Genomic DNA, 21,689 nt, shown 5'->3' on the forward strand with positions numbered 1-21,689 from the left:
TTCAGCTGGCTGCGGTGCTACTGGGTCAGCTGGCTGTGGTGCTACTGGATCAGCTGGCTGAAGCTCATTTTTTTGCTTCTCTTCCTCTTCTTTCGCTCTTTTTTGGCGCTCTTGTTCTGCTTTCTGAAGCGCTTCTTTCTCTTTCAGCGCAGCTAATGCCGCATCATCTGTTTTTGGAGCCGTGCTAGGCTCCGAATTAATCGCTGTGGTGTTCGATGTTGTTGTGGAATTGGATGAACCGCCGCCACCGCCACAAGCGGCCAATAATGCTGACAACAATAGCGCAGCACAGGTTTTAGAATTGATTTTTTTCACTATAAGTAACCTTTTATCGTTTAAGTTTATGATTTTATTGATAACCAATAAGTCAATTATTGATTGAAATCAGCCAGTTAATACAAGATGCTGATTTAAGTGGGGCGCATTCTATCAGACATTATTACAAAATCCATGCCTATTTTTTAACCTTTTGTGTAAATACGCTAATCTTTACACATAAAATGATTGCACTACATCAGCGGCTTAGTTATTTTCAATCGAAATGACAAAAACAGTTGTAATCACCGAAGATATTTGCATAATGCGGGCTATCAAACTAAAAGAGAGCTTTTTAATTAATCATGATGTCAGAATCTAGCCTGCAAACGACCTTTGCTGATCAAAAACGTAAAACCGTTGAAACTGCCGAATTTACTGCCGATGGGCGCTATGTGCGCAAAGTTCGCAGTTTTGTGCTGCGCACCGGGCGTTTGAGTGATTATCAAAAAGACGCCATGAATCGTCATTGGTCAGAATATGGGTTAGAATATCAACAGACCCCATTTGATTTTGCTAAGATTTTCGGCAACGATAATCCGGTGATTTTGGAAATTGGCTTTGGCATGGGAACTTCGCTGGTGGCGATGGCGAAAAACAATCCGGATCGTAATTACCTAGGCATTGAAGTGCACACACCGGGCGTTGGGGCTTGTGTTGCCTTGGCAGTTCAAGAAGAAATCCGTAATTTACGTTTGATTTGCCACGATGCGATGGAAATTTTGCGTGACAGCATCGCTGATCAAAGTTTAGGCGGGCTACAACTGTTTTTTCCAGATCCCTGGCCGAAAGCCAAACATCATAAACGGCGGATTGTGCAGCCGGCGTTTATCCACACTATTCAGCAAAAGCTAAAGTGCGGTGCGTTTATTCATATGGCAACCGACTGGCAGAACTATGCCGAGCATATGCTGGAAACCTTACAAAATAACGCAAAATTGCAAAATCAATCGGCAACCAATGACTATATCCCACGACCGGATTTCCGCCCGCTAACCAAATTTGAACAACGCGGACAGCGGCTCGGTCACGGCGTTTGGGATCTTTATTTTATCTATCAATAAGTTTATTCAACCAGAAAAAGGAAAAGAGTATGGCTATTCAACGTAACCGCAGACAACGTAAAAAAATGCACTTAGGCGAATTCCAAGAGTTAGGTTTTGTGGTGCGCTGGCAGTTTGCCGACAACACATCAGTAGAAGCGATTGACGCAACACTAGATCGTTTTATCGCCGAAGTAATTAAACCGAATGGTTTAGCCTATGAAGGCAGCGGCTATCTCAATTGGGAAGGCTTGGTTTGTTTGGAAAATATCGGCAACTGCAACGACTCACACCGCACTTTGGTAGCACAGTGGTTGAAGGATAACCAACTACAGCAAGTTGAAACTAGTGAATTGTTTGATATTTGGTGGGACTACCCAATTCAATAATATCAATCGGAACTTGAATTTTTCCGATTTAATCCTATCTAATATAGTGCGGTTTTCAGACCGCACTTTTGCTATTTAAAGGATTCTCATGAACACATTACAATTTTTAGTACAAACCGTGGTGGGGCTTTATACTTTTATTCTGATATTGCGCGCTTGGTTCCAATATTGCCAAGTGGATTTTTACAGCCCGCTGTCACAAGCCGTAGTCAAGCTGACCCAACCGGTATTAGCACCGTTGCGCAAACTGATCCCGACCCGAAAAAATATTGATTTTGCTGCGTTAGTGCTGGCATTTGTGATCAATATGCTGAAATATCCGCTATTAATCGGTAGTTTTGAAGGCGCCAGTTTATGGCAATTCGCTATCATCGGTGGCTTAGCGGTGATCAAAGCCTTTGGCGAGATTATCTTCTGGGCCATTTTAATCCGTGCGGTGATGAGTTGGTTTTCCCAAGGCAATCATCCATTAGAATATCAACTGTACCGCATTACCGAGCCGCTGCTGGCGCCGATTCGTAAAATTTTGCCAAAAACCGGCATGATCGATTTTTCCGTGATGGCATTGGCATTTATCCTGATTTTAGGCAACAACCTGCTGCTGGATTTTTTCGGTTCGCTGTGGGTGTTGGCATAACCGTGTCCGCCATAACACTATGCGAAAACGGGTTGCGGCTGAAAATTGTGCTGCAACCCAAAGCCAGCAAAGACCAGATTATCGGCTTGCATGACGGTGAACTGAAAATCAGCATCACCGCCCCACCCGTTGACGGACAAGCCAACGCCCACCTGCTGAAATTTCTCGCCAAACAATTCAAAGTGGCTAAAAGCAGTATCGTGCTAGAAAAAGGCGAACTCAACCGACATAAACAAGTTTTTATCCCTGAGCCGAAACTGATTCCAGCAGTGGTGCAAGCCTTATTCAGCCAATAAAACCGCACTTTTACTGCTATTTTACCGTCTAAACCCATTTACAACAAAAATCAACACCTTATTTTTTGATAACTATTTTTATTTGACAGAGATCAAATAATCAATATATAGTGCTTTCAAAATAAATAATGTCTATATATAGTGTCTGCGTTTTTTGGTTTATCCGTATAAGGGGTTTTTATGTCAGGGTTACAGGTCATTAAGAGAGACGGTGCCAGCACGCCGTTCGTGGCAGAGCGTATTCTGCAAGCTATCCGTAAAGCAGCGGTTGCCTGCGAAATCAACAACGAAGCATTTTGTTCGCACATCAGTAATGAAGTTTGTCAGCAGATTTTCAGCCACTATCAACAACAAATTGATATTGCACATATTCAGTCGCTGGTCGAAGAGAAGCTGATGAAGAGCCAGTATCCACAAATTGCACGTGCATATATTGAATATCGTCACGATCGGGATTTGGCGCGCGAGAAACGCAGCCAGTTGACACAAGAGATCGAAGGCCTGATTGAACAGAGCAATCTGGAGATTCTGAATGAAAACGCCAATAAAGATGCCAAGGTGATCCCGACCCAGCGCGATCTGCTGGCGGGTATCGTAGCAAAACACTATGCCAAGCGCTATCTGTTGCCAGCCGATGTGGTTGCAGCCCATGAAAAAGGCGAAATCCACTACCACGATCTCGATTATGCGCCGTTCTTCCCGATGTTCAATTGTATGCTGGTTGATTTGCAAGGCATGCTAGAGCAAGGCTTTAAAATGGGCAATGCCGAAATCGAAACCCCAAAATCGATCACCACCGCCACTGCCGTCACCGCACAAATTATCGCGCAGGTCGCCAGCCATATTTACGGCGGTACGACCATTAATCGAATTGACGAAGTGTTGGCGCCCTATGTACAAAAAAGTTATGAAAAACATCTGGCAGTTGCAGCAGAATGGCAGATTGCCGATGCGGAAGGCTACGCCAAAGCACGCTTGCAAAAAGAGTGTTTCGATGCATTTCAATCACTGGAATATGAGGTCAACACACTGCATACCGCCAACGGACAAACGCCGTTCGTCACTTTTGGCTTCGGCTTGGGCACCAGCTGGCAGTCGCGTTTGATTCAACAAGCCATTTTACAGAATCGCTTGCAGGGCTTGGGTAAAAATCATAAAACAGCGATTTTCCCGAAACTGGTCTTCACGCTGAAACAGGGCTTGAATTTGAACGCCACCGATCCGAATTACGACATCAAACAACTGGCACTGAAATGCGCCAGCGAGCGGATGTATCCGGATATTCTGAATTACGATCAAGTGGTGAAAGTAACCGGTTCGTTCAAAGCGCCGATGGGTTGCCGCAGCTTTTTGGGCAAATATGAACAAGATCAACAGGAAATCCACGAAGGGCGTAATAATCTCGGCGTGATCAGTCTCAACCTGCCACGGATTGCACTGGAAGCTAAAAGAGACGAAGTGCGGTTTTATCAGCTGTTAGACCAACGTTTGGCGATTGCCAAAAAAGCACTGATGACACGGATTGCACGCTTGCAACAGACCAAAGCACGGGTTGCGCCGATTTTATATATGGAGGGCGCATGCGGTGTGCGTTTGAACGCCGATGATTGTATCGCTGATATTTTCAAAAACGGCAGAGCTTCGATTTCACTCGGTTATATCGGCATTCATGAAACCATCAATGCGCTGTTCGGCAGCCCTATTTATGATCAACACACCTTGTGGCAAAAAGGCTTGGAGATTGTGCAGCACTTGCGAAGTGCGGTCGAGGCATGGAAACAAGAGAGCGGTTATGCGTTCAGCCTGTATTCTACCCCGAGCGAAAATCTGTGTGACCGCTTCTGCCGTCTCGACAGCAAAGTGTTCGGGATTATCGACGGCGTAACCGACAAAGGCTACTACACCAATAGCTTCCATTTGGACGTGGAAAAGAAGGTCAATCCATACGACAAGCTGGATTTTGAAATGGCATATCCGCCGATCGCCAACGGGGGATTCATCTGTTATGGCGAATACCCGAATATGCAGCGCAATCTCAAAGCGCTGGAGGATGTATGGGATTACAGCTATTCCCGTGTGCCGTATTACGGCACCAACACCCCGATCGACGAGTGCTACGGCTGTGGCTACAAAGGCGAATTCGACTGCACCAGCAAGGGCTTCACCTGCCCATCCTGCGGCAACCACGACAGTAGCACGGTGTCGGTCACACGGCGGGTGTGCGGCTATCTCGGCAGCCCAGATGCGCGCCCATTCAACAGCGGCAAGCAGGAAGAAGTCAAACGCCGGGTGAAACACCTGTAAAGTGCGGTCACAATGAACTATCTGCAATATTATCCGGTGGATGTCGTTAACGGCGAAGGCACACGTTGCACTCTGTTTGTGGCAGGGTGCGAGCACCAGTGCAAAGGCTGCTACAACCAAAAGAGTTGGTCATTTTGCGCCGGTGTGCCGTTTGATCAAGCGATGGAAGATCAGATTATCGCCGATTTACAAGACACGCGCATCAAGCGACAAGGCTTGAGTCTCAGCGGCGGCGATCCACTGCACCCCAAAAACCTGACCGCACTTTTGCCGTTGGTGCAACGGATTAAACGCGAATGCCCGAAGAAAGACATTTGGCTGTGGACCGGCTATCGTATGCAGGAGTTAACCGCAACACAACAAGCCTTTCTAACGTATGTTGATGTGTTGATCGACGGCAAGTTTATCCAACAACTTGCCGATCCAAAACTGTTGTGGCGCGGCTCCAGCAATCAGATCATTTATCGCTTGAAAACCTGAACCGCACTTTTACTATGATAGTCTGACTTACTGTTGATTATGCTGTTTCAGTAACGGTGCCAACCATTGTTCAAATTGTCTAGCATCCAGAAATCCGCTGATACGGCTGCTAGCAATCTCTTTTCCGCTTAGATCAAAGAAGATGATGGTTGGCAAACCGACAATATTCAAGTTTTCCATCAAAGTGCGGTTTTGTGGGCTGTTGCGCGTCAAGTCTGCTCGCAATAGCGCCATTTGTGCCATCTGCTGCTGCACTTGCGGATCACTGAAGGTATATTTTTCGAACTCTTTGCACGCCACACACCAATCTGCATACAGATCCAACATCACCACTTTGCCGCTATTTTGTTGCAACTGCTGCTGTAAATCGGCAAAGTCCGACACTGCATTAAAATGCAGATGCGGCGACTCGGTTTGGCTGGTCAACGTATTGCCGTTTATCATTTGCCCAACCCAGCTCACCAACGGCTGCGCCAACACGATAGCAACAAGCAATGGCAGCAGTTTGATCCCCAATAGTGATTTTTTATCACTGATGGCGGAGGTCAACCAAAGGAAAAATGCTACGCCGAGCAACGACCACAAACGCTCGCCCCAGATGTCAGCGATCAAACGTGAGATTAAGAAGACCGGTACTGCCAGCATCACAAAACCGAAAGCAATTTTGACTTTTTCTTGCCACACGCCACCTTTCGGTAAAATTCGATTGCCAAACAACGTCACCAACACTAACGGCACGCCCATACCCAGCGCCAGCAGATACAAACTCCAGCCGCCGGTCACAAAATCACCACTTTGCGCCACGTATAGCAGTGCGCCCGACAGCGGTGCACTGACACAAGGTGATGCCACCAGCCCAGCAATCATCCCCATCAAAAATACATTCCAATAGGCACCGCCACTCTGTTTTTGGCTCATTTGATTCAGTTTGTTTTGCCAAGAAGACGGCAGTTGCAAGTTGAACACACCGAACATCGAGCAGGCTAAAACCACAAACAAAATCGAAAATGCGATCAAGACATAAGGGCTTTGCAATGCAATTTGAAACGGTAACCCAATCGCGACCACCAGCAAGCCAAGTGCGGTATAGGTCAGTGCCATACCTTGAATATAAACCACGCTCAACAACAACGCACGCAGACTGTGCGGACGCTGTTTTTGCCCAATCACAATCGAGGAAAGCAGCGGCAGCATCGGCAATACGCAAGGGGTAAACGCCAAACCTAACCCTAAAACAAAAAACCACAGAATACTGAATTTGCTTTCGCCCAGATTGCCTGCTAACTCTTCGGTGCTATTACGATTAAAGAAGCTATCGTCAACATTACGGTTGTCTGCTATGACCGCACTTTGTTGCATGGTATCCACAGGGCTATCTTCCGCTATCGCCGTTGCGTTTTGTCCACTTTGTAACGCAGCCAAATCTAATTCCTGCGTTTCCGGCGGATAGCAAAAACCGCTAGTGCAGCCTTGATAGTGAACGATAATTTTTCCATTGCGGTTATGTAACGGCACAGCCAATGCTAACTGATTGCGGTAAATCTGGACTTCGCCGAAAAATTCATCATGATACGGTGTAGCAGGCGGCAATGCTAAATCGGTGATTCGCCCTTGCGCGTCCTCAAGTGAGATTTCACGTTGGTATAAATAATAACCTTCGGCAATCTGCCAATTGAGGTTTAAGCTTTGCTGATCTGCTTGCGCCGAAAAGATAAAAGCTTCGTGCGGCGGTAAAAACCGCTCTTTTTTGCCGAACAGATCATTGGCAAAACTGGTACCGCTGATCAAATGCAGCATAAAAAGTATAACGCTCAATAAAACAACAAAACGTGAAAAGTGCGGTTTGACTAACATAACAATCCATTAAAAAATAAAATCCGATAATGTGTACACTATCGGATTTTTGTTTGAAGATCTATTGTTGCTTACTCGGATTATTTATAAATAATCTCATTCTCGTTTTTGAATTGGCTGGCATCAATCGGTGAGTTCTCTTCAAAATAGAGTTTCAGACTCTCTGCATCGACAAAGCCAGTATTGACATAGCTCGGATTATTAGTCACCACCGGATAGCCGTCGCCGCCTGCGGCACTAAAGCTCGGCAAAGAGACGCGATAGGTTTTTTTCAAATCCAACGCTTCACCATTAATTTTGACATTCGACACTTTTTTCGCTGCACGATCGACCGTCATGCTAATACCGGCAAATTGGGCATAGGCACCGGAATCAATTTCTTTCAATGCCACCACATCTAAATAATCGAGCAATTCCTGTCCATTTAGCTCAACATAGCTGATGATATTCCCAAACGGCTGTACGGTTAAAATATCTTTATAGGTCACTTTGCCCGGCTCGATCGAAGCACGAATACCACCGGAATTCATAATGCCGATATCTGCTTTAGCTCGCTCTTTTTGTGAACGGGCAATCAGCTGCCCCAAATTGGTTTGTTGGAAACGGATAACGTTGCGGTCCCCTTCCAATTTTTCGTTAACACTGCCCACTTCAACCCCAAGCAGTTCATCGCCCTTGTCTTGATAGGTTTTCAAATGTGCCAACAATTCGGCATCGGCTGGAATCTCTTCTTGGAACAATACATATTCCGTTTTTCCTTCGGCATTTTTGACTTTATCTTTTAAGTTAACCGGAATCAGTTGGTAGTCAACCAATTTCAGGTCACCATTTTTAAATTCAAAGTCAGCGCGTCCAACATATTTACCCCACTCACCGGCCTGCATAATCCAAGTGCCGTTTTCAAAGGCTGGTTTGCAAGCATCGCCCGGTTTATACTTAAGGTTGAAACTGCCGTCATCATTAATACAAACCGTATCATGGCTGTGACCACCGAGAATCATGTCAAACGCGCCTTTTTCCAATTCACGCGCCATCGACACATCGCCTGGCGCATTCGAGCCGTACTGGGCATCATGGTAATAGCCCATATGGGTCAAGCCGATTTTAATATCCGGCTTTTCATTGCTGTTAAGGCTGGCAAGTACGTCTTTAGCGGCTTCAGCTGGGCGGATAAATTCCACATTCGAGATAAATTCCGGGTTGCCTAATTTAGCAGTATCTTCCGTGGTCAAACCAACCACTGCCACTTTCAGCCCCTGTTTATCCAAAATGGTATAAGGTTTCACCAACAAACTACCATCCTTTTTGTTAAACACGTTAGCAGACAAGAACGGGAATTTCGCCCAACTCTCCTGCATATCCAACAATTGCAACGGATTATCAAATTCATGGTTACCCAACACCAACGCTTCATAGCCGATGATATTCATCGCTTCAATATCCGGCTTGGCATTTTGCAAATCAGACTCCGGGATCCCGGTGTTGTAGTCGCCAGCGTTGAGCAGAATCACATCTCCACCTTTATCAGCAACTTCTTTACGAATGCGATCAATCAAGGTTTTTTGTGCAGCCAAGCCATATTCACCATTTTGATTGGTCCAAAAACGACCATGCAAATCATTGGTGTGCAGCACAGTCAATTGATAAGTGCGGTCTTTCTCGTATTCCGCCTGTGCCAAACCGGAAAATGCCAAGGTGCCTAGGATAACACCTGCGCAAGTACTTAATTTTAATAAAGACTTCATACTAGTTCCTTTTTATTTTGAATAGAGAGTTAAACAAGATGAAAGATAAAAAACTCGCCCCTAAGTATGCGTAAAAAATAATATAAAATCCATTGATTTATCCGATAAAATTAACGAATCGTTTTGATCCAAAAAAAGAAAAACCAGTATTCGATCAACAGCAGCACCAGCAACGAAATCCGCCCATAAATCGAGGGTAAAAAATAATAGCTGATTGCAATCATACCGGTGGATAACAGCAAAATATAAATCTTACTTTTCAAGGTCAACGCCCGCTGCTCGTCAAAGGTTTTCAGGTATTTATGATAAAGTGCGGTCTGCAAAAACCAACTGTGCAACCGCTCAGAGCTTTTAGCAAAGAAGTACAACGCCAGCAATAGAAAAGGCGTGGTCGGCAGCACCGGCAGCGGAATCCCGATAATTCCTAAACCGAGCGCAATAAAGCCCAATAAAATATAGATAAATTTGATCAACGGCATTATGTTTCCTGTTTATTAATAACCGTTCTCATTATAAACAGAATTTCCCTGCATTCACAATTGCTATGCCAGCATTGATTTGCTAAACCCCGCACTAAAACTTGCAATTCCAACAGAAAAGAGTAAAATCTGACGGCTTTTTATCGCTTCATTGCGGTAAAAAGTACATGACACCCTCACCTCGAACGAGGGTTTTATTTTTACTATCATTTTAGAGGACGCTATGGTAACCATTCGTTTATCTCGTGGCGGTGCAAAAAAACGCCCATTTTATCAAATCGTTGTAGCGGACAGCCGCTGCCCTCGTGACGGTCGTTTTATCGAGCGCGTTGGTTTTTTCAACCCAATCGCTGCCGGTAAAGCTGAACGTTTACGTTTAGATTTAGAGCGTGTCAACGCTTGGATCGAAAAAGGTGCATCTTTATCTGACCGCGTTTCTGCGCTGGTTAAAGAAGCAAAAAAAGCAGCGTAATCTGCTTTAAGCAAAACACATGAGTAGGTGAATATGACAGCACAAAATATCAGTATCGTCGGCAAGTTGGGTTCAACTTACGGGATTCGTGGTTGGTTGCGAATCTATTCATCGACAGAACAAGCTGAAAGTATCTTCGATTATCAACCTTGGTATTTGAATATCAAGGGAAAATGGCAAGCCACCGAGCTGGAAAGCTGGCGCTACCACAGTAACGATTTAATCGTGAAACTGAAAAACATCGATGATCGCGACATCGCACAAACCCTGACCAATATTGAAATTGGGGTGAATGCGGAAAACTTCCCGCCGCTTGAAGAGGGCTATTACTGGCACGATTTAATCGGTTGCCAAGTAGTGAATCTGCAAGGCTATCAATTGGGCAACGTCAGCGACATGATGGAAACCGGTTCGAACGATGTGTTAGTGGTGAAAGCCAATTTGAATGACGCTTTCGGACAACAAGAGCGGTTGATTCCGTATCTTGAAGAGACAGTAGTTAAAAGAGTCGATCTCGCCACAAAGACTATTGAAGTGGATTGGGACGCTGGTTTCTAACCTCAGGAAACACGTGGGCGCTTTGGCGGTAACATTTTTAGCATAGGTAACAATATGTGGATTGGGATTATTAGTCTTTTCCCGGAAATGTTTAAAGCAATCACCGAATTCGGGGTAACAGGCAGAGCCGTAAAACACAACCTGCTGCAAGTGCGGTGTTGGAATCCGCGTGATTTCAGCCACGACAAGCATAAAACCGTTGACGACCGCCCTTATGGCGGCGGACCGGGCATGCTGATGATGGTGCAACCGTTGCGTGATGCCATTTACGCCGCAAAGCAAGCAGCAGGGGAAGGTGTGAAGGTAATTTACCTTTCTCCACAGGGACGCAAACTCGATCAGCGTGGCGTACAGCAATTATCGCAATATCAAAAAATCATTTTGGTTTGCGGACGCTACGAAGGCATTGACGAACGCTTGATTGAAGCAGAAATCGATGAAGAGTGGTCGGTCGGAGACTATGTCCTGACCGGCGGGGAACTGCCTGCAATGACGTTAATCGACGCCGTTGCTCGTTTTGTTCCCGGGGTATTGGGTAAACAAGCTTCAGCCGAAGAGGATTCTTTCGCTGACGGCTTGTTGGATTGCCCGCACTACACCCGCCCGGAAGTGTTGGACGGAGCCGCTGTGCCACCGGTATTAATGTCGGGTAACCATGCGGAAATACGCAAATGGCGCTTAACGCAGTCATTGCACCGCACTTGGACACGCCGACCTGAGCTATTGGAAAGCCTAGCTCTGACTGACGAACAAAGAGGGCTGTTGGATCTAATCCAGCAGCAAGAGTAAAGATTCAGTTACATCTAGGAATAAAAGGTATTTATTATGAGTAACATTATTAAACAACTGGAACAAGAACAATTGAAACAAGACGTACCAAGCTTCCGTCCTGGTGACACTTTGGAAGTGAAAGTATGGGTTGTTGAAGGTAGTAAAAAACGTCTGCAGGCGTTCGAAGGCGTGGTTATCGCAATTCGTAACCGCGGTCTGCATTCTGCTTTCACCTTGCGTAAATTATCAAACGGTGTTGGTGTTGAGCGTACGTTCCAAACGCATTCACCACAAATCGACAGCATCAGCGTAAAACGTAAAGGTGCGGTACGCAAAGCTAAACTGTACTACTTGCGTGAGCGTAGTGGTAAGTCAGCGCGTATCAAAGAGCGTTTGAACTAATTGCAAGATTAGCAAATATAAGAAAGGCTTGGAAAACTCCAAGCCTTTTCTTTTTTTGTCAGCGCCATTTTCAGCTAACTGGTTGCCCCCACAATCGGTGTAAAATAAACCGATGATCAGTAACAAACTAAACCAAAGGACACCTGATGACTTTAAGCGAGATGCTACACCACCGCCGTGCGATGCGCCACTACAGCGAGACACCACTTGACAGTGGCAAAGTACGCCAATGCCTACAATTGGCACAACTGGCACCAAGTAGCTCGAATATGCAACTGTATGAGTTTTATCATATCAGCGACAAAACCGCACTTGCACAACTTGCCGCAGCTTGCCTTAGTCAAAATACCGCCACCACCGCACAACAAATGGTGGTGTTTGTTACCCGTCAGGATTTGCATCGTCAACGAGCCAAGCAAGTCTTGAGCGCTGTCAGCGACGATCTTCAGCGCAATACCCCAATGGATAAACAAACCGATCGCCTGAAAAAACTGGACGGTTATTACGGCAAATTAATGCCGTTTTTGTATGCCCGTGGCTTCGGCTTGTTGGGAATGGTGCGCAAACTGATCGCCCATAGCATTGGCTTATTCCGCCCAATTGCCACCAACGTATCTGAAGCCGATTTACGTATCGTCACCCACAAAAGCTGTGCCCTTGCGGCGCAAACCTTTATGCTGGCCATGGCAGAACAAGGCTACGACACCTGCCCGCTCGAAGGCTTGGACAGTCGTATAGTGAAACGGATTCTGCAACTACCACGTGGAGCAGAAATCAACATGGTCGTCACCTGTGGCATTCGTGAAGCAGGACGCGGCATTTGGGGAGAACGCTTTCGCCTGCCGTTTGAACAAGTTTACCGAAAAATTTGATACCCGCTTTGTTATTACTGCGCTAGTACAGCGCTATAGTTTAGCGTTGTGCCTCACTGCTGTGGTTTCAATAATCACCTGCTCTGCCGCTAGTACCGGTTTTTTAGCGAATAACAGTTGCAGTGCGGCAATCAAGCTGAATGCCGCAAGCAGCAGCAGTGAAAGCAAGCCAAACATCAATAAAAACAGCGACAGCAATATTAATGCCGCAACTCCGCTGTATTTCTGCGACAAACCGCTCTGCTGCAATTTTTTCCTCTGCTGCTGCCAAATCTCTGCCAATTTTTGCTTGGTGCCTTGTAACCAATCTTTCATCTTTTTCATCACTGTCTCCTCTGCCTTATTTATGAATATTAAAGCAGACAAAGATTAAGTAATGCTTAAGGAAGATAGCAACTAGAACATCTGATTATACAAAAACCAATAAATCCGCACATTTATCAATACGCTAAAAACACATTTCCTTTGCTGAGGCGGCGGTATTCCCTTTATAATGCCAGCCTCTATCTTTAACACGACCTTTAACACGACGCCAGTGCCATGTATAAACTGATTTTATTGCTAGCCTGCCTCGCTCTCAGCGGCTGCGGCACGATTGTGACTTTGATCAATCCAACCCAGCCGTATAGCGCCTATGCCGGGGTGAAATATGATTACCAGATGGCAAAAAGTTGGGGCTTACCGATTTTGGATATTCCTCTGTCGTTTATTTTGGATACCGCACTTTTGCCTTACGCCCTGGCGCAGGATTAACCGATGAAACTCAATCCGCAACAACAAAACGCCGTCGAATATGTCAACGGACCTTGCTTGGTACTGGCGGGCGCCGGTTCGGGCAAAACTCGGGTGATTATCAATAAAATTGCCTATTTGATTGAAAAGTGCGGTTATCTGCCGAAGCAGATTGCGGCGGTGACTTTTACCAATAAAGCCGCACGCGAAATGCGCGAGCGGGTAGCACATTCAATTGGCAAACAAGCCAGCAAAGGGCTGACGGTTTCCACTTTTCATACGCTGGGTTTTGATATTATCAAACGCGAATACCACACTTTAGGATATAAAGCGAATATCACCCTGTTCGATCAACACGATCAACTGGCGCTGCTGAAAGAGCTGACCGAACCGTATCTCAAAGGCGATAAAGATCTGCTGAACGAATTGCTGCATACCATTTCCAACTGGAAAAACGATCTGATTCTGCCGGAACGGGCAAAAGGTATTGCCGACGGGCAGAAAGATATTTTGTTTGCGCTGTGTTACGAGCAATATCACAATCAAGTCCGGGCTTATAATGCGCTGGATTTTGACGATTTGATTATGCTGCCAACCCTGCTGTTTCAGCAAGATCCCGACGTGCGATTGCGTTGGCAGGAAAAAATCCGTTATTTGCTGGTCGACGAATATCAGGACACCAACACCAGTCAATATGAGCTGATTAAATTATTGGTTGGAGAGCGAGCACGCTTTACCGTGGTGGGCGACGACGATCAATCGATCTATTCGTGGCGTGGTGCACGGCCGCAAAATATGATCCGCTTGCGTGATGACTTTCCCCAGCTGCAAGTGGTTAAGTTGGAACAGAATTACCGCTCGACCCAACGGATTTTACACGCCGCCAATATTTTGATTGATAACAACGATCATGTGTTTGATAAAAAACTGTTTTCAAGCTTAGGCGAAGGCGAAAAACTACATATTTTGGAAGCTAAAAACGAAGAACACGAAGCCGAACGGATTGTTGCCGAGCTGGTAGCACACCGTTTTCTGCATAAAACGCATTATAAAGATTATGCCATTCTGTACCGAGGTAACCATCAATCACGGCTGTTAGAAAAAATGCTGATGCAAAACCGGATCCCGTACAAAATTTCCGGTGGCACTTCCTTTTTCTCCCGAGCAGAGATCAAAGATATGATGGCGTATCTACGTTTGGTGGTGAACCAAGATGACGACGCCGCATTTCTGCGTATTGTGAATACGCCAAAACGCGAAATCGGCACAGCAACTTTAGAAAAATTGGGACAACTGGCGCAAGAAAAGCATATTAGTCTGTTTGAAGCTGTCTTTGAATTTGAGCTAATCCAACGCCTCACCCCGCGCGCTTATCAAGCATTGCAACATTTCGCCCGCTGGATTGTCGAGCTGAATGATCAAGCGTTACGCAGCGAGCCGGAAAGTGCGGTACGTGAGATGTTATCCGCCTTACAATATCAAGAATACCTGTTTGAACACGCCGCCAGCCCAGCACAGGCAGAAATGCAAAGCAAAAACGTGGCGACCCTGTTCGAGTGGGTGGCGGGCATGTTGCGTGGCGATGAATATAACCAAGCCATGACGTTAAATCAGGTGGTTACACGCTTAACCCTGCGCGATATGCTGGAACGTGACGAAGAAGACGACGCAAGCGATCAGGTACAGTTAATGACCCTGCACGCCTCCAAAGGGCTGGAATTTCCGTATGTTTATCTGGTCGGCATGGAAGAGGGCATTTTGCCGCACCAGACCAGTATCGATGAAGACAATGTCGAGGAAGAGCGGCGTTTGGCATATGTCGGCATCACCCGCGCACAGCAGGAGCTGACATTTTCCTTATGCAAAGAACGGCGCCAATACGGCGAATTGATCCGCCCCAAACCTAGCCGTTTTCTGTTAGAACTGCCACAAAGTGATTTGCTGTGGGAGCGAGATAAACCACCCGTCACCACGCAACAAATCGAACAAAAAACCACCAATCATGTTGCTAATTTGAAAGCCATGCTGCAACGCAAGCGTTAACACCGACCGCACTTTCAGCAAGAATTGCTTGCAAATCAAGCAAACAGCTACAAAACCAAGGCAAAAGTGCGGTTCCGGCAAAAAAAGCCATTGACATATTTTCCGAAAACCGTATTATGTGCGCTCAAACCAATTGCGGTGAGATGGCCGAGAGGCTGAAGGCGCACCCCTGCTAAGGGTGTATACGGGAAACTGTATCGAGGGTTCGAATCCCTCTCTCACCGCCATTTGCTCTGTGCATCCGTAGCTCAGCTGGATAGAGTACTCGGCTACGAACCGAGCGGTCAGAGGTTCGAATCCTCTCGGATGCGCCATTTTAACCCTTAATCTGGTTAAAATGTAACAAGACAATATGACAGGTTAATCAACAACGAAACGACGCATCCGTAGCTCAGCTGGATAGAGTACTCGGCTACGAACCGAGCGGTCAGAGGTTCGAATCCTCTCGGATGCGCCATTTTTTCCTTTTATATTACCAATTTTCTCAAATCTTGCATTGATCACTTTTATGTCAATAATTTCTATTGATTTATCCTGTCCTTGCCAATCAGGTCAATCTTATCAAGCTTGCTGCCAACCACTACATCAACAAAAAAGTATTGCGCAAACCGCCGAGCAGTTAATGCGATCACGCTATGCTGCTTATGCGCTGCAAAAAATAGATTATCTGGTTGCCACCACTGTTCCGGCGCAACAACCGCACTTGAATACTGCGGCGATGCAACAATGGGCGCAGCAAACCCAATGGGCTGGGCTTGAGATTGTGCAATACCTGCCGAAAGTCGGCAAAATTCATGCACAAGTGGAATTTAAGGCGTTTTATCAAACCACAGCCGGACGGCAAGCCCATCATGAGCTATCAACATTTGTTTTGATTAGTCAACATTGGTACTTCCTTGATCCAACATTAGGGCAATACCCCAGTATGAAACAACCTTGCCTATGCGGCTCAGGCAAAAAATTTAAACAGTGCTGTGCACCATTTCTAATCTAAGTTAGCAATATTCAGCCAACAAAAAAACCGAATCCAAACAGATTCGGTTTTTCATCAGTGATAAAGTGCGGTTAGCTTAGTTTTTCGCTTTTTCCGCTGCTTTGACAATCACCGCAAACGCTGGCGCCTTCAACGAAGCACCACCGACTAATGCACCGTCGATATCCGGTTGGGTGAACAGTTCTGCGGCGTTGGCATCATTCACTGAGCCGCCGTATTGTAAAATCACTTGTTCAGCCACTGCCTTGTCTTGTTTGGCGATGTGATCACGAATAAATTTGTGTACCGCTTGCGCTTGCGCCGGGGTGGCGGATTTGCCGGTGCCGATCGCCCAGACTGGTTCGTAGGCAATCACTGTGCCGTTGAAGGCTTCTGCGCCTAAGCTGTTCAGCACTGCATCAATTTGACGGGCACAGACCGCTTCGGTTTGACCCGCTTCGTTCTCGGCTTCGGTTTCGCCGATGCACAATACCGGAATCAAGCCCGCCGCTTTCAGTGCCGCAAATTTTTTGGCAATGAATTCATCGCTCTCTTTGTGGTAAGTGCGGCGCTCGGAGTGACCGATAATAATATATTTTGCACCAAAATCTTTTAACATCTCGGTGGAAGTATCACCGGTGAATGCGCCAGAAACATTGGTATCCACATTTTGTGCACCCAACACAATGTTACTGCCTTGCAGAGCGGCTTCCGCTTCCGCCAGATACATCAACGGCGGTGCGATTGCCACATCACAGCCTTTGACATCAGCCAGTTCCGCTTTCAAACCGGCGATCAATTCGCGGGTCATTGCTTTGCTGCCGTTTAATTTCCAGTTACCCATCACTAAAGGACGACGTGCCATTTTTTGCTCCTTGCAAACTTAAGGTTAATAAATAAAAAGTGTTTCCACTATAGCAAAATTGGCTTTGAATTGCTTTTTATAAGCGAAAAAATTTCGGACTTTTTACTTTTTTGTTGTTTTTTATTTAACAACAGATGATTCTTGCTTATAAAAACGCTACAATTCGCCACAGAAATGGTTAATTTAGAGGCAATTATGCGGATATTTAAAGCCGAATTATGGAATCTTGAACTGATTTTACCCTTGTTTGAACAATATCGCTGCGAACAAGGAATGAGCGAAAATGCAGAGCGGGCGCTGAGTTTCTTGGCAAACCGCATCCATTTCAGCGAAAGTATTCTATTTATTGCCGTTGATGATCAACAACAAGCGGTCGGCTTTGTGCAGCTCTACCCCCGTCTCTCCTCATTGCGCCTGCAACGCTATTGGCAACTGACCGATATTTTTGCTTCTGACAACGCCCAACGACAACATATTATGCAAGCGCTGCTACAAAAGAGCCGCGACTTTGTCAGCTTTACCCAAAGTAATCTATTGGTGGTGGAAAGCACACCACAACAACGGGAATTTTGGCAAGAACAGGGCTTTAAACTCAACCCGAATAAAGGGGTGTTTGAGGTTAGACTATAATAATGTCATAAGGTATAAAAGCACTTCAGTATATGCTTTTTGGCAATATAATTAATACTTAACAACTCTTAATTCTCTCGGACACAATTTAAACTCTTGCTTAAAACAAGTAGAAAAATAACCGCTGTCATTAAAACCACTGTCATATGCGATATCAATAATCGTCTGATCAGTGTAACGAATTTGATAATAGGCATAAGATAAGCGCAATCTATTTAGATAATTTTGTGGGGTTTCACCCGTTTGAGCTTTAATATACCGATGCAAACTACGAAGTGACAAGGAAAATTGTTCAGCAAGTTGTTCCCAGTTTACTGGTTCATTAAAATTGTGAGCTAGATAATGCAGTAGCTGTGTGCCTTTCTCCATTACGGTACCAATTCCATGATCACTAAATTGATTGCGTTGTAATAAAGACAATAATTGGAAAAAATAACTTTCTTGCTCGATAATATTATATTTTGATGAATCTGATAATACATCAATCAAAGGCAATAGATTTGCCAATTGTTTTTTATTAATCACTTGATAATTAGACTTTTCAGGTTTAATCGTCTTTAATAATGAGTTAATATTATGAATAAAATGAAAATTATCTAACGAACGAAACAAGATATTAGTTAAATGCAATCCACTCACATTTTCATATAAATGGTGATCTTTCGCTTCTACATATAAAACCATACCCGCATACAACTCTTGCGGGTAACCATTAAAGATATGTCGTCCCTTACCATTTGTCACTAGGACAATCTCGTCAAAATCATGATGTGTATGCTCAGGAAAATTATCTTGTGGCGCTCTAGGCTCAATACTAAGCGGCTGAGAACTTTGATGAAAAAATTCTTTTGCATATAACTTCATTATCATTATTCCCCCTTAAAAACTCAAATTTCAAAAAATCACTTACAATAAATTATGCCAATATCTAATCAATGCACCAGCTGATTTCAAACTTATCCAAAACTACTTTTCAAATTCGTGATCTCTCGCACATACACTTTGAATATTTTGCCAAGTTTTTCTAAAACCGGCAGCTAAATTAATGTTCATCCGACTACCTTTATCTAGACTAAATCTAACAAAGGAAAGGGGGATATATGGCAAATTTGAATATTGCTGCAGTTGATTTAGGTGCATCTAGCGGTCGCGTTATGTTAGCTACCTATCAAATGGAAAGCCAACAAATCAACTTGCAAGAAATTCATCGTTTCAAAAATCAACTTCATCATCGAAATAGACATGATTGTTGGGATTTACTTTATTTAGAACACGAAATTATTACAGGGTTAAATAAAATTATTGAGAAGAATATCACGCTTCATAGTGTCGGCATCGATACTTGGGGGGTTGATTATGTATTACTCAATAAACATGGCGAAATTCTAGGTGATAGTTATACCTATAGAGATGCTCGAACCGAAGGCATTATGCAGCAAGTGCAACAAAATTTGAGTAAGGAAAAGATTTATCAAAAAACAGGCATTCAATTCCTTACCTTCAATACGCTTTATCAACTCAAAGCCATGATGAACGATAAACCAAATTGGTTAGAGGATGTCACTGATTTTATCATGATACCTGATTATTTGAACTACCGTTTAACCGGCGTACTTAATCGTGAATACACCAATGCCACCACAACACAACTAGTAAATGTCAATACCGATAACTGGGACACCGAACTTTTAGATTATTTAAATATTCCGGTAAGTTGGTTCGGGCAAATTCGCCACCCTGGTCATAAAATTGGTAATTGGCAACAAAATGATCAAATCATATCAGTTATGTCCGTTGCCAGCCATGATACCGCAAGTGCGGTTATCGCCAGCCCATTATCTGATGAATATAGTGCCTATCTTTGTTCCGGCACTTGGTCATTAATGGGGCTTGATCGTAAACAAGTTTGTAATGACAGCCATGCAATGAATGCAAATATTACAAATGAAGGCGGAATTGATGGTCACTACCGCATTTTAAAAAATATTATGGGATTATGGTTGTTCCAACGTTTATGCACGGAACGCCAAATTACCGATATTCCTGCATTAGTGCAGCAAGCAAGTCAAGAACAAGCATTTCGCAGTGTAATTAATCCAAATAATGATGTTTTCTTAAACCCAAATTCAATGGTTGAAGCCATCCAACAATATTGCCAATTACATAATCAACCAATCCCTACCACAACAGCGCAATTAGCGCGCTGTATTTTTGACAGCTTAGCCATGCTATATCGCCAAGTAGCAGAAGAACTTGCCAAATTACAACATCATCCTATATCGCATTTACATATCGTCGGCGGAGGAAGTCAAAATGCATTTCTTAACCAATTATGTGCTGATATTTGCGGTATAGATGTTATTGCCGGTCCGATTGAAGCCTCTGTGCTAGGCAATATTGGTTGCCAATTAATGGCATTAGATCAAATTCATACCGTAAAAGAATTCCGCAATATTGTAACCAAGAACTTCCCATTAAAACATTTTAAATTTCAACCGCACTTTGCTGATTCCGATTTCGTAAAACGCAAATGGCAAGAATTTTCCCAACTAAATTAACGAAAAGAGGACGTTATTATGAGCACTCAACAAGCCTATGAACTTGCAAAACAACAATTTGCTGATTTTGACATTGATACCGAAGCGGCAATGATATTATTAGAGCAACTTCCGGTTTCCATTCATTGCTGGCAAGGGGATGATGTTGGCGGTTTTGAACAGCTCGGCGGAGATTTAACCGGCGGAATTCAAGCGACAGGTAATTATCCGGGTAAAGCAAGAACACCGGGTGAATTAAGAGCCGATCTTGATTTAGCTATCAGCTTGATTCCGGGAGCAAAACGTTTAAATTTACACGCTTCCTATTTGGAAGCCGAATATAAAGTTGAACGGAATGAAGTCAAGCCTGAACATTTTAAAAACTGGGTGGAATGGGCAAAACAAAACCAAATGGGCTTAGATTTCAATCCAACTTATTTCTCACATCCGTTAAGTGCTGAAGCAACACTATCTCACCCGGATAAAGATATTCGCAATTTTTGGATTGAACATGGCAAAGCAAGTCGAAAAATATCCGAATATTTTGGTAAAGAATTAGGTACGGCTTCCGTAATGAATATTTGGATTCCTGATGGCAGCAAGGATCTTGTCATTGATAAAGCCGCCCCACGTCAACGTTTAGTCGAATCTTTAGATGAAATTATCAAAGAAAAAATTGATCCTAAATATCATTTAGATGCAGTTGAAAGCAAGCTGTTTGGTATTGGGTTAGAGTCCTATACCGTCGGTTCGAATGAATTTTATGTCGCTTATGCAACTTCGCGTAAAACCGCACTTTGCTTAGATGCGGGACACTATCATCCGACGGAAACCATTTCAGATAAAATTTCTGCCGTTATGCCGTTTGTAGAACACCTATTACTGCATGTTAGCCGCCCAGTCCGTTGGGATAGCGATCATGTTGTACTGCTTGATGATGAAACTCAAGCTATCGCCAATGAAATTATTCGCAACAAACTATTTAACCGTGTTCACATCGGGTTGGACTTCTTTGACGCTTCGATTAATCGGATTGCCGCTTGGGTTATCGGTACTAGAAATATGAAAAAAGCGTTATTAAAAGCCTTATTAGAGCCGATTACCGCTCTTCGTCAAGCTGAAGAAAAACGTGATTTCACCACTCGTTTAGCACTATTAGAAGAAGCAAAGTCACTTCCTTGGCAGGCAGTTTGGAATATTTACTGTGAACGCCATAACGTACCTGTCGGTAGCCGTTGGTTGGCGGATATTCATCGTTATGAAAATAACGTATTGAACCAACGTTAATAAAG

Annotated in this window: 24 protein-coding genes, 3 tRNA genes and 1 pseudogene; 20 read left to right on the plus strand and 8 right to left on the minus strand. The window is 44.4% G+C overall.

Annotation, left to right across the window (positions count from 1 at the left end; all coding sequences use genetic code 11):
- Positions 1–315: pseudogene (locus tag FHQ23_RS05185) on the minus strand (hypothetical protein); the annotation flags it as partial.
- A 305-nt stretch (positions 316–620) separates the two neighbouring features.
- On the opposite strand from FHQ23_RS05185, the gene trmB reads away from it, so the two are divergent.
- The 6 genes from trmB to nrdG all read left to right on the plus strand — a co-directional run bounded on the left by trmB (position 621) and on the right by nrdG (position 5,464).
- Positions 621–1,379: a tRNA (guanosine(46)-N7)-methyltransferase TrmB gene (gene trmB, locus FHQ23_RS05190; protein WP_442805717.1), complete on the plus strand. Its 759-nt coding sequence runs from the start codon at positions 621–623 to the stop codon at positions 1,377–1,379.
- A 29-nt stretch (positions 1,380–1,408) separates the two neighbouring features.
- Positions 1,409–1,747, plus strand: a complete 339-nt coding sequence (locus FHQ23_RS05195; RefSeq protein ID WP_132967737.1) for a YggL family protein — start codon at positions 1,409–1,411, stop codon at positions 1,745–1,747.
- Positions 1,748–1,835: 88 nt separating this feature from the next.
- Positions 1,836–2,384, plus strand: a complete 549-nt coding sequence (locus tag FHQ23_RS05200; protein WP_139612310.1) for a YggT family protein — start codon at positions 1,836–1,838, stop codon at positions 2,382–2,384.
- A 2-nt stretch (positions 2,385–2,386) separates the two neighbouring features.
- Complete coding sequence (gene yggU, locus FHQ23_RS05205; protein WP_139613370.1) at positions 2,387–2,680, plus strand: DUF167 family protein YggU; 294 nt, start codon at positions 2,387–2,389, stop codon at positions 2,678–2,680.
- Between the two features lie 180 nt (positions 2,681–2,860).
- Positions 2,861–4,984 (plus strand): anaerobic ribonucleoside-triphosphate reductase, encoded by a 2,124-nt coding sequence (nrdD, locus tag FHQ23_RS05210; RefSeq protein WP_139613371.1) that lies wholly within the window; start codon positions 2,861–2,863, stop codon positions 4,982–4,984.
- A gap of 12 nt (positions 4,985–4,996) precedes the next feature.
- Positions 4,997–5,464, plus strand: a complete 468-nt coding sequence (gene nrdG / locus FHQ23_RS05215; protein WP_139613372.1) for an anaerobic ribonucleoside-triphosphate reductase-activating protein — start codon at positions 4,997–4,999, stop codon at positions 5,462–5,464.
- 27 nt (positions 5,465–5,491) lie between these two features.
- Here nrdG and FHQ23_RS05220 read toward each other — a convergent pair whose 3' ends face one another.
- The 3 genes from FHQ23_RS05220 to FHQ23_RS05230 form a co-directional block, all read right to left on the minus strand.
- Complete coding sequence (locus tag FHQ23_RS05220) at positions 5,492–7,318, minus strand: protein-disulfide reductase DsbD (RefSeq protein WP_267963621.1); 1,827 nt, start codon at positions 7,316–7,318, stop codon at positions 5,492–5,494.
- Positions 7,319–7,398: 80 nt separating this feature from the next.
- The gene (ushA, locus tag FHQ23_RS05225; RefSeq protein WP_139613373.1) at positions 7,399–9,063 is read right to left on the minus strand and encodes a bifunctional UDP-sugar hydrolase/5'-nucleotidase UshA; all 1,665 of its coding nucleotides are present in this window, start codon (positions 9,061–9,063) and stop codon (positions 7,399–7,401) included.
- 110 nt (positions 9,064–9,173) lie between these two features.
- On the minus strand, positions 9,174–9,533 hold the full coding sequence (locus tag FHQ23_RS05230; protein ID WP_132967814.1) for a YbaN family protein: 360 nt from the start codon (positions 9,531–9,533) through the stop codon (positions 9,174–9,176).
- 232 nt (positions 9,534–9,765) lie between these two features.
- On the opposite strand from FHQ23_RS05230, the gene rpsP reads away from it, so the two are divergent.
- The 5 genes from rpsP to FHQ23_RS05255 all read left to right on the plus strand — a co-directional run bounded on the left by rpsP (position 9,766) and on the right by FHQ23_RS05255 (position 12,617).
- Positions 9,766–10,014 (plus strand): 30S ribosomal protein S16, encoded by a 249-nt coding sequence (gene rpsP, locus FHQ23_RS05235; protein ID WP_139610252.1) that lies wholly within the window; start codon positions 9,766–9,768, stop codon positions 10,012–10,014.
- 33 nt (positions 10,015–10,047) lie between these two features.
- A complete protein-coding gene (gene rimM / locus FHQ23_RS05240) occupies positions 10,048–10,572 on the plus strand; it encodes a ribosome maturation factor RimM (protein ID WP_139613374.1) in 525 nt (174 codons plus the stop codon).
- 54 nt (positions 10,573–10,626) lie between these two features.
- Positions 10,627–11,361: a tRNA (guanosine(37)-N1)-methyltransferase TrmD gene (trmD, locus tag FHQ23_RS05245; protein WP_139613375.1), complete on the plus strand. Its 735-nt coding sequence runs from the start codon at positions 10,627–10,629 to the stop codon at positions 11,359–11,361.
- Positions 11,362–11,397: 36 nt separating this feature from the next.
- On the plus strand, positions 11,398–11,745 hold the full coding sequence (rplS, locus tag FHQ23_RS05250) for a 50S ribosomal protein L19 (protein ID WP_132967727.1): 348 nt from the start codon (positions 11,398–11,400) through the stop codon (positions 11,743–11,745).
- A gap of 146 nt (positions 11,746–11,891) precedes the next feature.
- Positions 11,892–12,617: a nitroreductase family protein gene (locus FHQ23_RS05255; protein WP_139613376.1), complete on the plus strand. Its 726-nt coding sequence runs from the start codon at positions 11,892–11,894 to the stop codon at positions 12,615–12,617.
- A 33-nt stretch (positions 12,618–12,650) separates the two neighbouring features.
- Here the strand turns inward: FHQ23_RS05255 and FHQ23_RS05260 are convergent, their stop codons facing one another.
- Positions 12,651–12,941, minus strand: a complete 291-nt coding sequence (locus FHQ23_RS05260) for a hypothetical protein (protein ID WP_139613377.1) — start codon at positions 12,939–12,941, stop codon at positions 12,651–12,653.
- A 216-nt stretch (positions 12,942–13,157) separates the two neighbouring features.
- Here FHQ23_RS05260 and FHQ23_RS05265 point away from each other — a divergent pair, with 216 nt between their 5' ends.
- Entirely contained in the window at positions 13,158–13,370 is a 213-nt protein-coding gene (locus tag FHQ23_RS05265) for a YceK/YidQ family lipoprotein (RefSeq protein ID WP_139610247.1), read from the plus strand.
- Between the two features lie 3 nt (positions 13,371–13,373).
- The gene (gene rep, locus FHQ23_RS05270; RefSeq protein WP_139613378.1) at positions 13,374–15,392 is read left to right on the plus strand and encodes a DNA helicase Rep; all 2,019 of its coding nucleotides are present in this window, start codon (positions 13,374–13,376) and stop codon (positions 15,390–15,392) included.
- Here rep and FHQ23_RS12505 read toward each other — a convergent pair.
- Positions 15,358–15,489 carry a hypothetical protein gene (locus tag FHQ23_RS12505; RefSeq protein WP_267963622.1) on the minus strand — a complete coding sequence of 44 codons (132 nt, stop codon included), beginning with the start codon at positions 15,487–15,489 and terminating at the stop codon, positions 15,358–15,360. The two genes, rep and FHQ23_RS12505, sit on opposite strands and share 35 nt — an antisense overlap.
- A 40-nt stretch (positions 15,490–15,529) precedes the next feature.
- On the opposite strand from FHQ23_RS12505, the gene FHQ23_RS05275 reads away from it, so the two are divergent.
- The 4 genes from FHQ23_RS05275 to FHQ23_RS05290 all read left to right on the plus strand — a co-directional run bounded on the left by FHQ23_RS05275 (position 15,530) and on the right by FHQ23_RS05290 (position 16,386).
- Positions 15,530–15,619, plus strand: a tRNA-Ser gene (locus FHQ23_RS05275).
- A gap of 10 nt (positions 15,620–15,629) precedes the next feature.
- A tRNA-Arg gene (locus FHQ23_RS05280) sits at positions 15,630–15,706 on the plus strand.
- Positions 15,707–15,772: 66 nt separating this feature from the next.
- Positions 15,773–15,849 (plus strand) — tRNA-Arg (locus FHQ23_RS05285).
- 51 nt (positions 15,850–15,900) lie between these two features.
- The gene (locus tag FHQ23_RS05290; protein WP_139613379.1) at positions 15,901–16,386 is read left to right on the plus strand and encodes a YchJ family protein; all 486 of its coding nucleotides are present in this window, start codon (positions 15,901–15,903) and stop codon (positions 16,384–16,386) included.
- 76 nt (positions 16,387–16,462) lie between these two features.
- Here the strand turns inward: FHQ23_RS05290 and tpiA are convergent, their stop codons facing one another.
- A complete protein-coding gene (tpiA, locus tag FHQ23_RS05295) occupies positions 16,463–17,230 on the minus strand; it encodes a triose-phosphate isomerase (protein WP_139613380.1) in 768 nt (255 codons plus the stop codon).
- A gap of 195 nt (positions 17,231–17,425) precedes the next feature.
- On the opposite strand from tpiA, the gene FHQ23_RS05300 reads away from it, so the two are divergent.
- Positions 17,426–17,860, plus strand: coding sequence for a GNAT family N-acetyltransferase (locus tag FHQ23_RS05300; RefSeq protein WP_139613381.1), 435 nt, complete (start codon positions 17,426–17,428; stop codon positions 17,858–17,860).
- A gap of 51 nt (positions 17,861–17,911) precedes the next feature.
- Here FHQ23_RS05300 and rhaS read toward each other — a convergent pair whose 3' ends face one another.
- Positions 17,912–18,724: an HTH-type transcriptional activator RhaS gene (gene rhaS / locus FHQ23_RS05305; protein ID WP_176552252.1), complete on the minus strand. Its 813-nt coding sequence runs from the start codon at positions 18,722–18,724 to the stop codon at positions 17,912–17,914.
- 236 nt (positions 18,725–18,960) lie between these two features.
- Here rhaS and rhaB point away from each other — a divergent pair, with 236 nt between their 5' ends.
- Positions 18,961–20,418, plus strand: a complete 1,458-nt coding sequence (gene rhaB, locus FHQ23_RS05310; protein ID WP_139613383.1) for a rhamnulokinase — start codon at positions 18,961–18,963, stop codon at positions 20,416–20,418.
- Positions 20,419–20,436: 18 nt separating this feature from the next.
- Positions 20,437–21,684: an L-rhamnose isomerase gene (locus tag FHQ23_RS05315; protein WP_139613384.1), complete on the plus strand. Its 1,248-nt coding sequence runs from the start codon at positions 20,437–20,439 to the stop codon at positions 21,682–21,684.
- Positions 21,685–21,689 lie beyond the last annotated feature (5 nt).

It is taken from the genome of Testudinibacter crocodili, from assembly GCF_006228025.1.
Lineage (GTDB): Bacteria > Pseudomonadota > Gammaproteobacteria > Enterobacterales > Pasteurellaceae > Chelonobacter.

Bases quoted from the DNA above. Each gene is read 5' to 3' on its own strand.
- rhaS (WP_176552252.1), bottom strand. From the start codon at position 18,724: ATGAAGTTATATGCAAAAGAATTTTTTCATCAAAGTTCTCAGCCGCTT.
- FHQ23_RS05220 (WP_267963621.1), bottom strand. From the start codon at position 7,318: ATGTTAGTCAAACCGCACTTTTCACGTTTTGTTGTTTTATTGAGCGTT.
- rplS (WP_132967727.1), top strand. From the start codon at position 11,398: ATGAGTAACATTATTAAACAACTGGAACAAGAACAATTGAAACAAGAC.
- rhaB (WP_139613383.1), top strand. From the start codon at position 18,961: ATGGCAAATTTGAATATTGCTGCAGTTGATTTAGGTGCATCTAGCGGT.
- FHQ23_RS05195 (WP_132967737.1), top strand. From the start codon at position 1,409: ATGGCTATTCAACGTAACCGCAGACAACGTAAAAAAATGCACTTAGGC.
- FHQ23_RS05200 (WP_139612310.1), top strand. From the start codon at position 1,836: ATGAACACATTACAATTTTTAGTACAAACCGTGGTGGGGCTTTATACT.
- rimM (WP_139613374.1), top strand. From the start codon at position 10,048: ATGACAGCACAAAATATCAGTATCGTCGGCAAGTTGGGTTCAACTTAC.
- rpsP (WP_139610252.1), top strand. From the start codon at position 9,766: ATGGTAACCATTCGTTTATCTCGTGGCGGTGCAAAAAAACGCCCATTT.
- rep (WP_139613378.1), top strand. From the start codon at position 13,374: ATGAAACTCAATCCGCAACAACAAAACGCCGTCGAATATGTCAACGGA.
- FHQ23_RS05265 (WP_139610247.1), top strand. From the start codon at position 13,158: ATGTATAAACTGATTTTATTGCTAGCCTGCCTCGCTCTCAGCGGCTGC.
- FHQ23_RS05315 (WP_139613384.1), top strand. From the start codon at position 20,437: ATGAGCACTCAACAAGCCTATGAACTTGCAAAACAACAATTTGCTGAT.
- nrdD (WP_139613371.1), top strand. From the start codon at position 2,861: ATGTCAGGGTTACAGGTCATTAAGAGAGACGGTGCCAGCACGCCGTTC.
- FHQ23_RS05290 (WP_139613379.1), top strand. From the start codon at position 15,901: ATGTCAATAATTTCTATTGATTTATCCTGTCCTTGCCAATCAGGTCAA.
- trmB (WP_442805717.1), top strand. From the start codon at position 621: ATGATGTCAGAATCTAGCCTGCAAACGACCTTTGCTGATCAAAAACGT.
- FHQ23_RS05255 (WP_139613376.1), top strand. From the start codon at position 11,892: ATGACTTTAAGCGAGATGCTACACCACCGCCGTGCGATGCGCCACTAC.
- tpiA (WP_139613380.1), bottom strand. From the start codon at position 17,230: ATGGCACGTCGTCCTTTAGTGATGGGTAACTGGAAATTAAACGGCAGC.
- FHQ23_RS05300 (WP_139613381.1), top strand. From the start codon at position 17,426: ATGCGGATATTTAAAGCCGAATTATGGAATCTTGAACTGATTTTACCC.
- FHQ23_RS12505 (WP_267963622.1), bottom strand. From the start codon at position 15,489: ATGTCAATGGCTTTTTTTGCCGGAACCGCACTTTTGCCTTGGTTTTGT.
- FHQ23_RS05260 (WP_139613377.1), bottom strand. From the start codon at position 12,941: ATGAAAAAGATGAAAGATTGGTTACAAGGCACCAAGCAAAAATTGGCA.
- trmD (WP_139613375.1), top strand. From the start codon at position 10,627: ATGTGGATTGGGATTATTAGTCTTTTCCCGGAAATGTTTAAAGCAATC.
- nrdG (WP_139613372.1), top strand. From the start codon at position 4,997: ATGAACTATCTGCAATATTATCCGGTGGATGTCGTTAACGGCGAAGGC.
- ushA (WP_139613373.1), bottom strand. From the start codon at position 9,063: ATGAAGTCTTTATTAAAATTAAGTACTTGCGCAGGTGTTATCCTAGGC.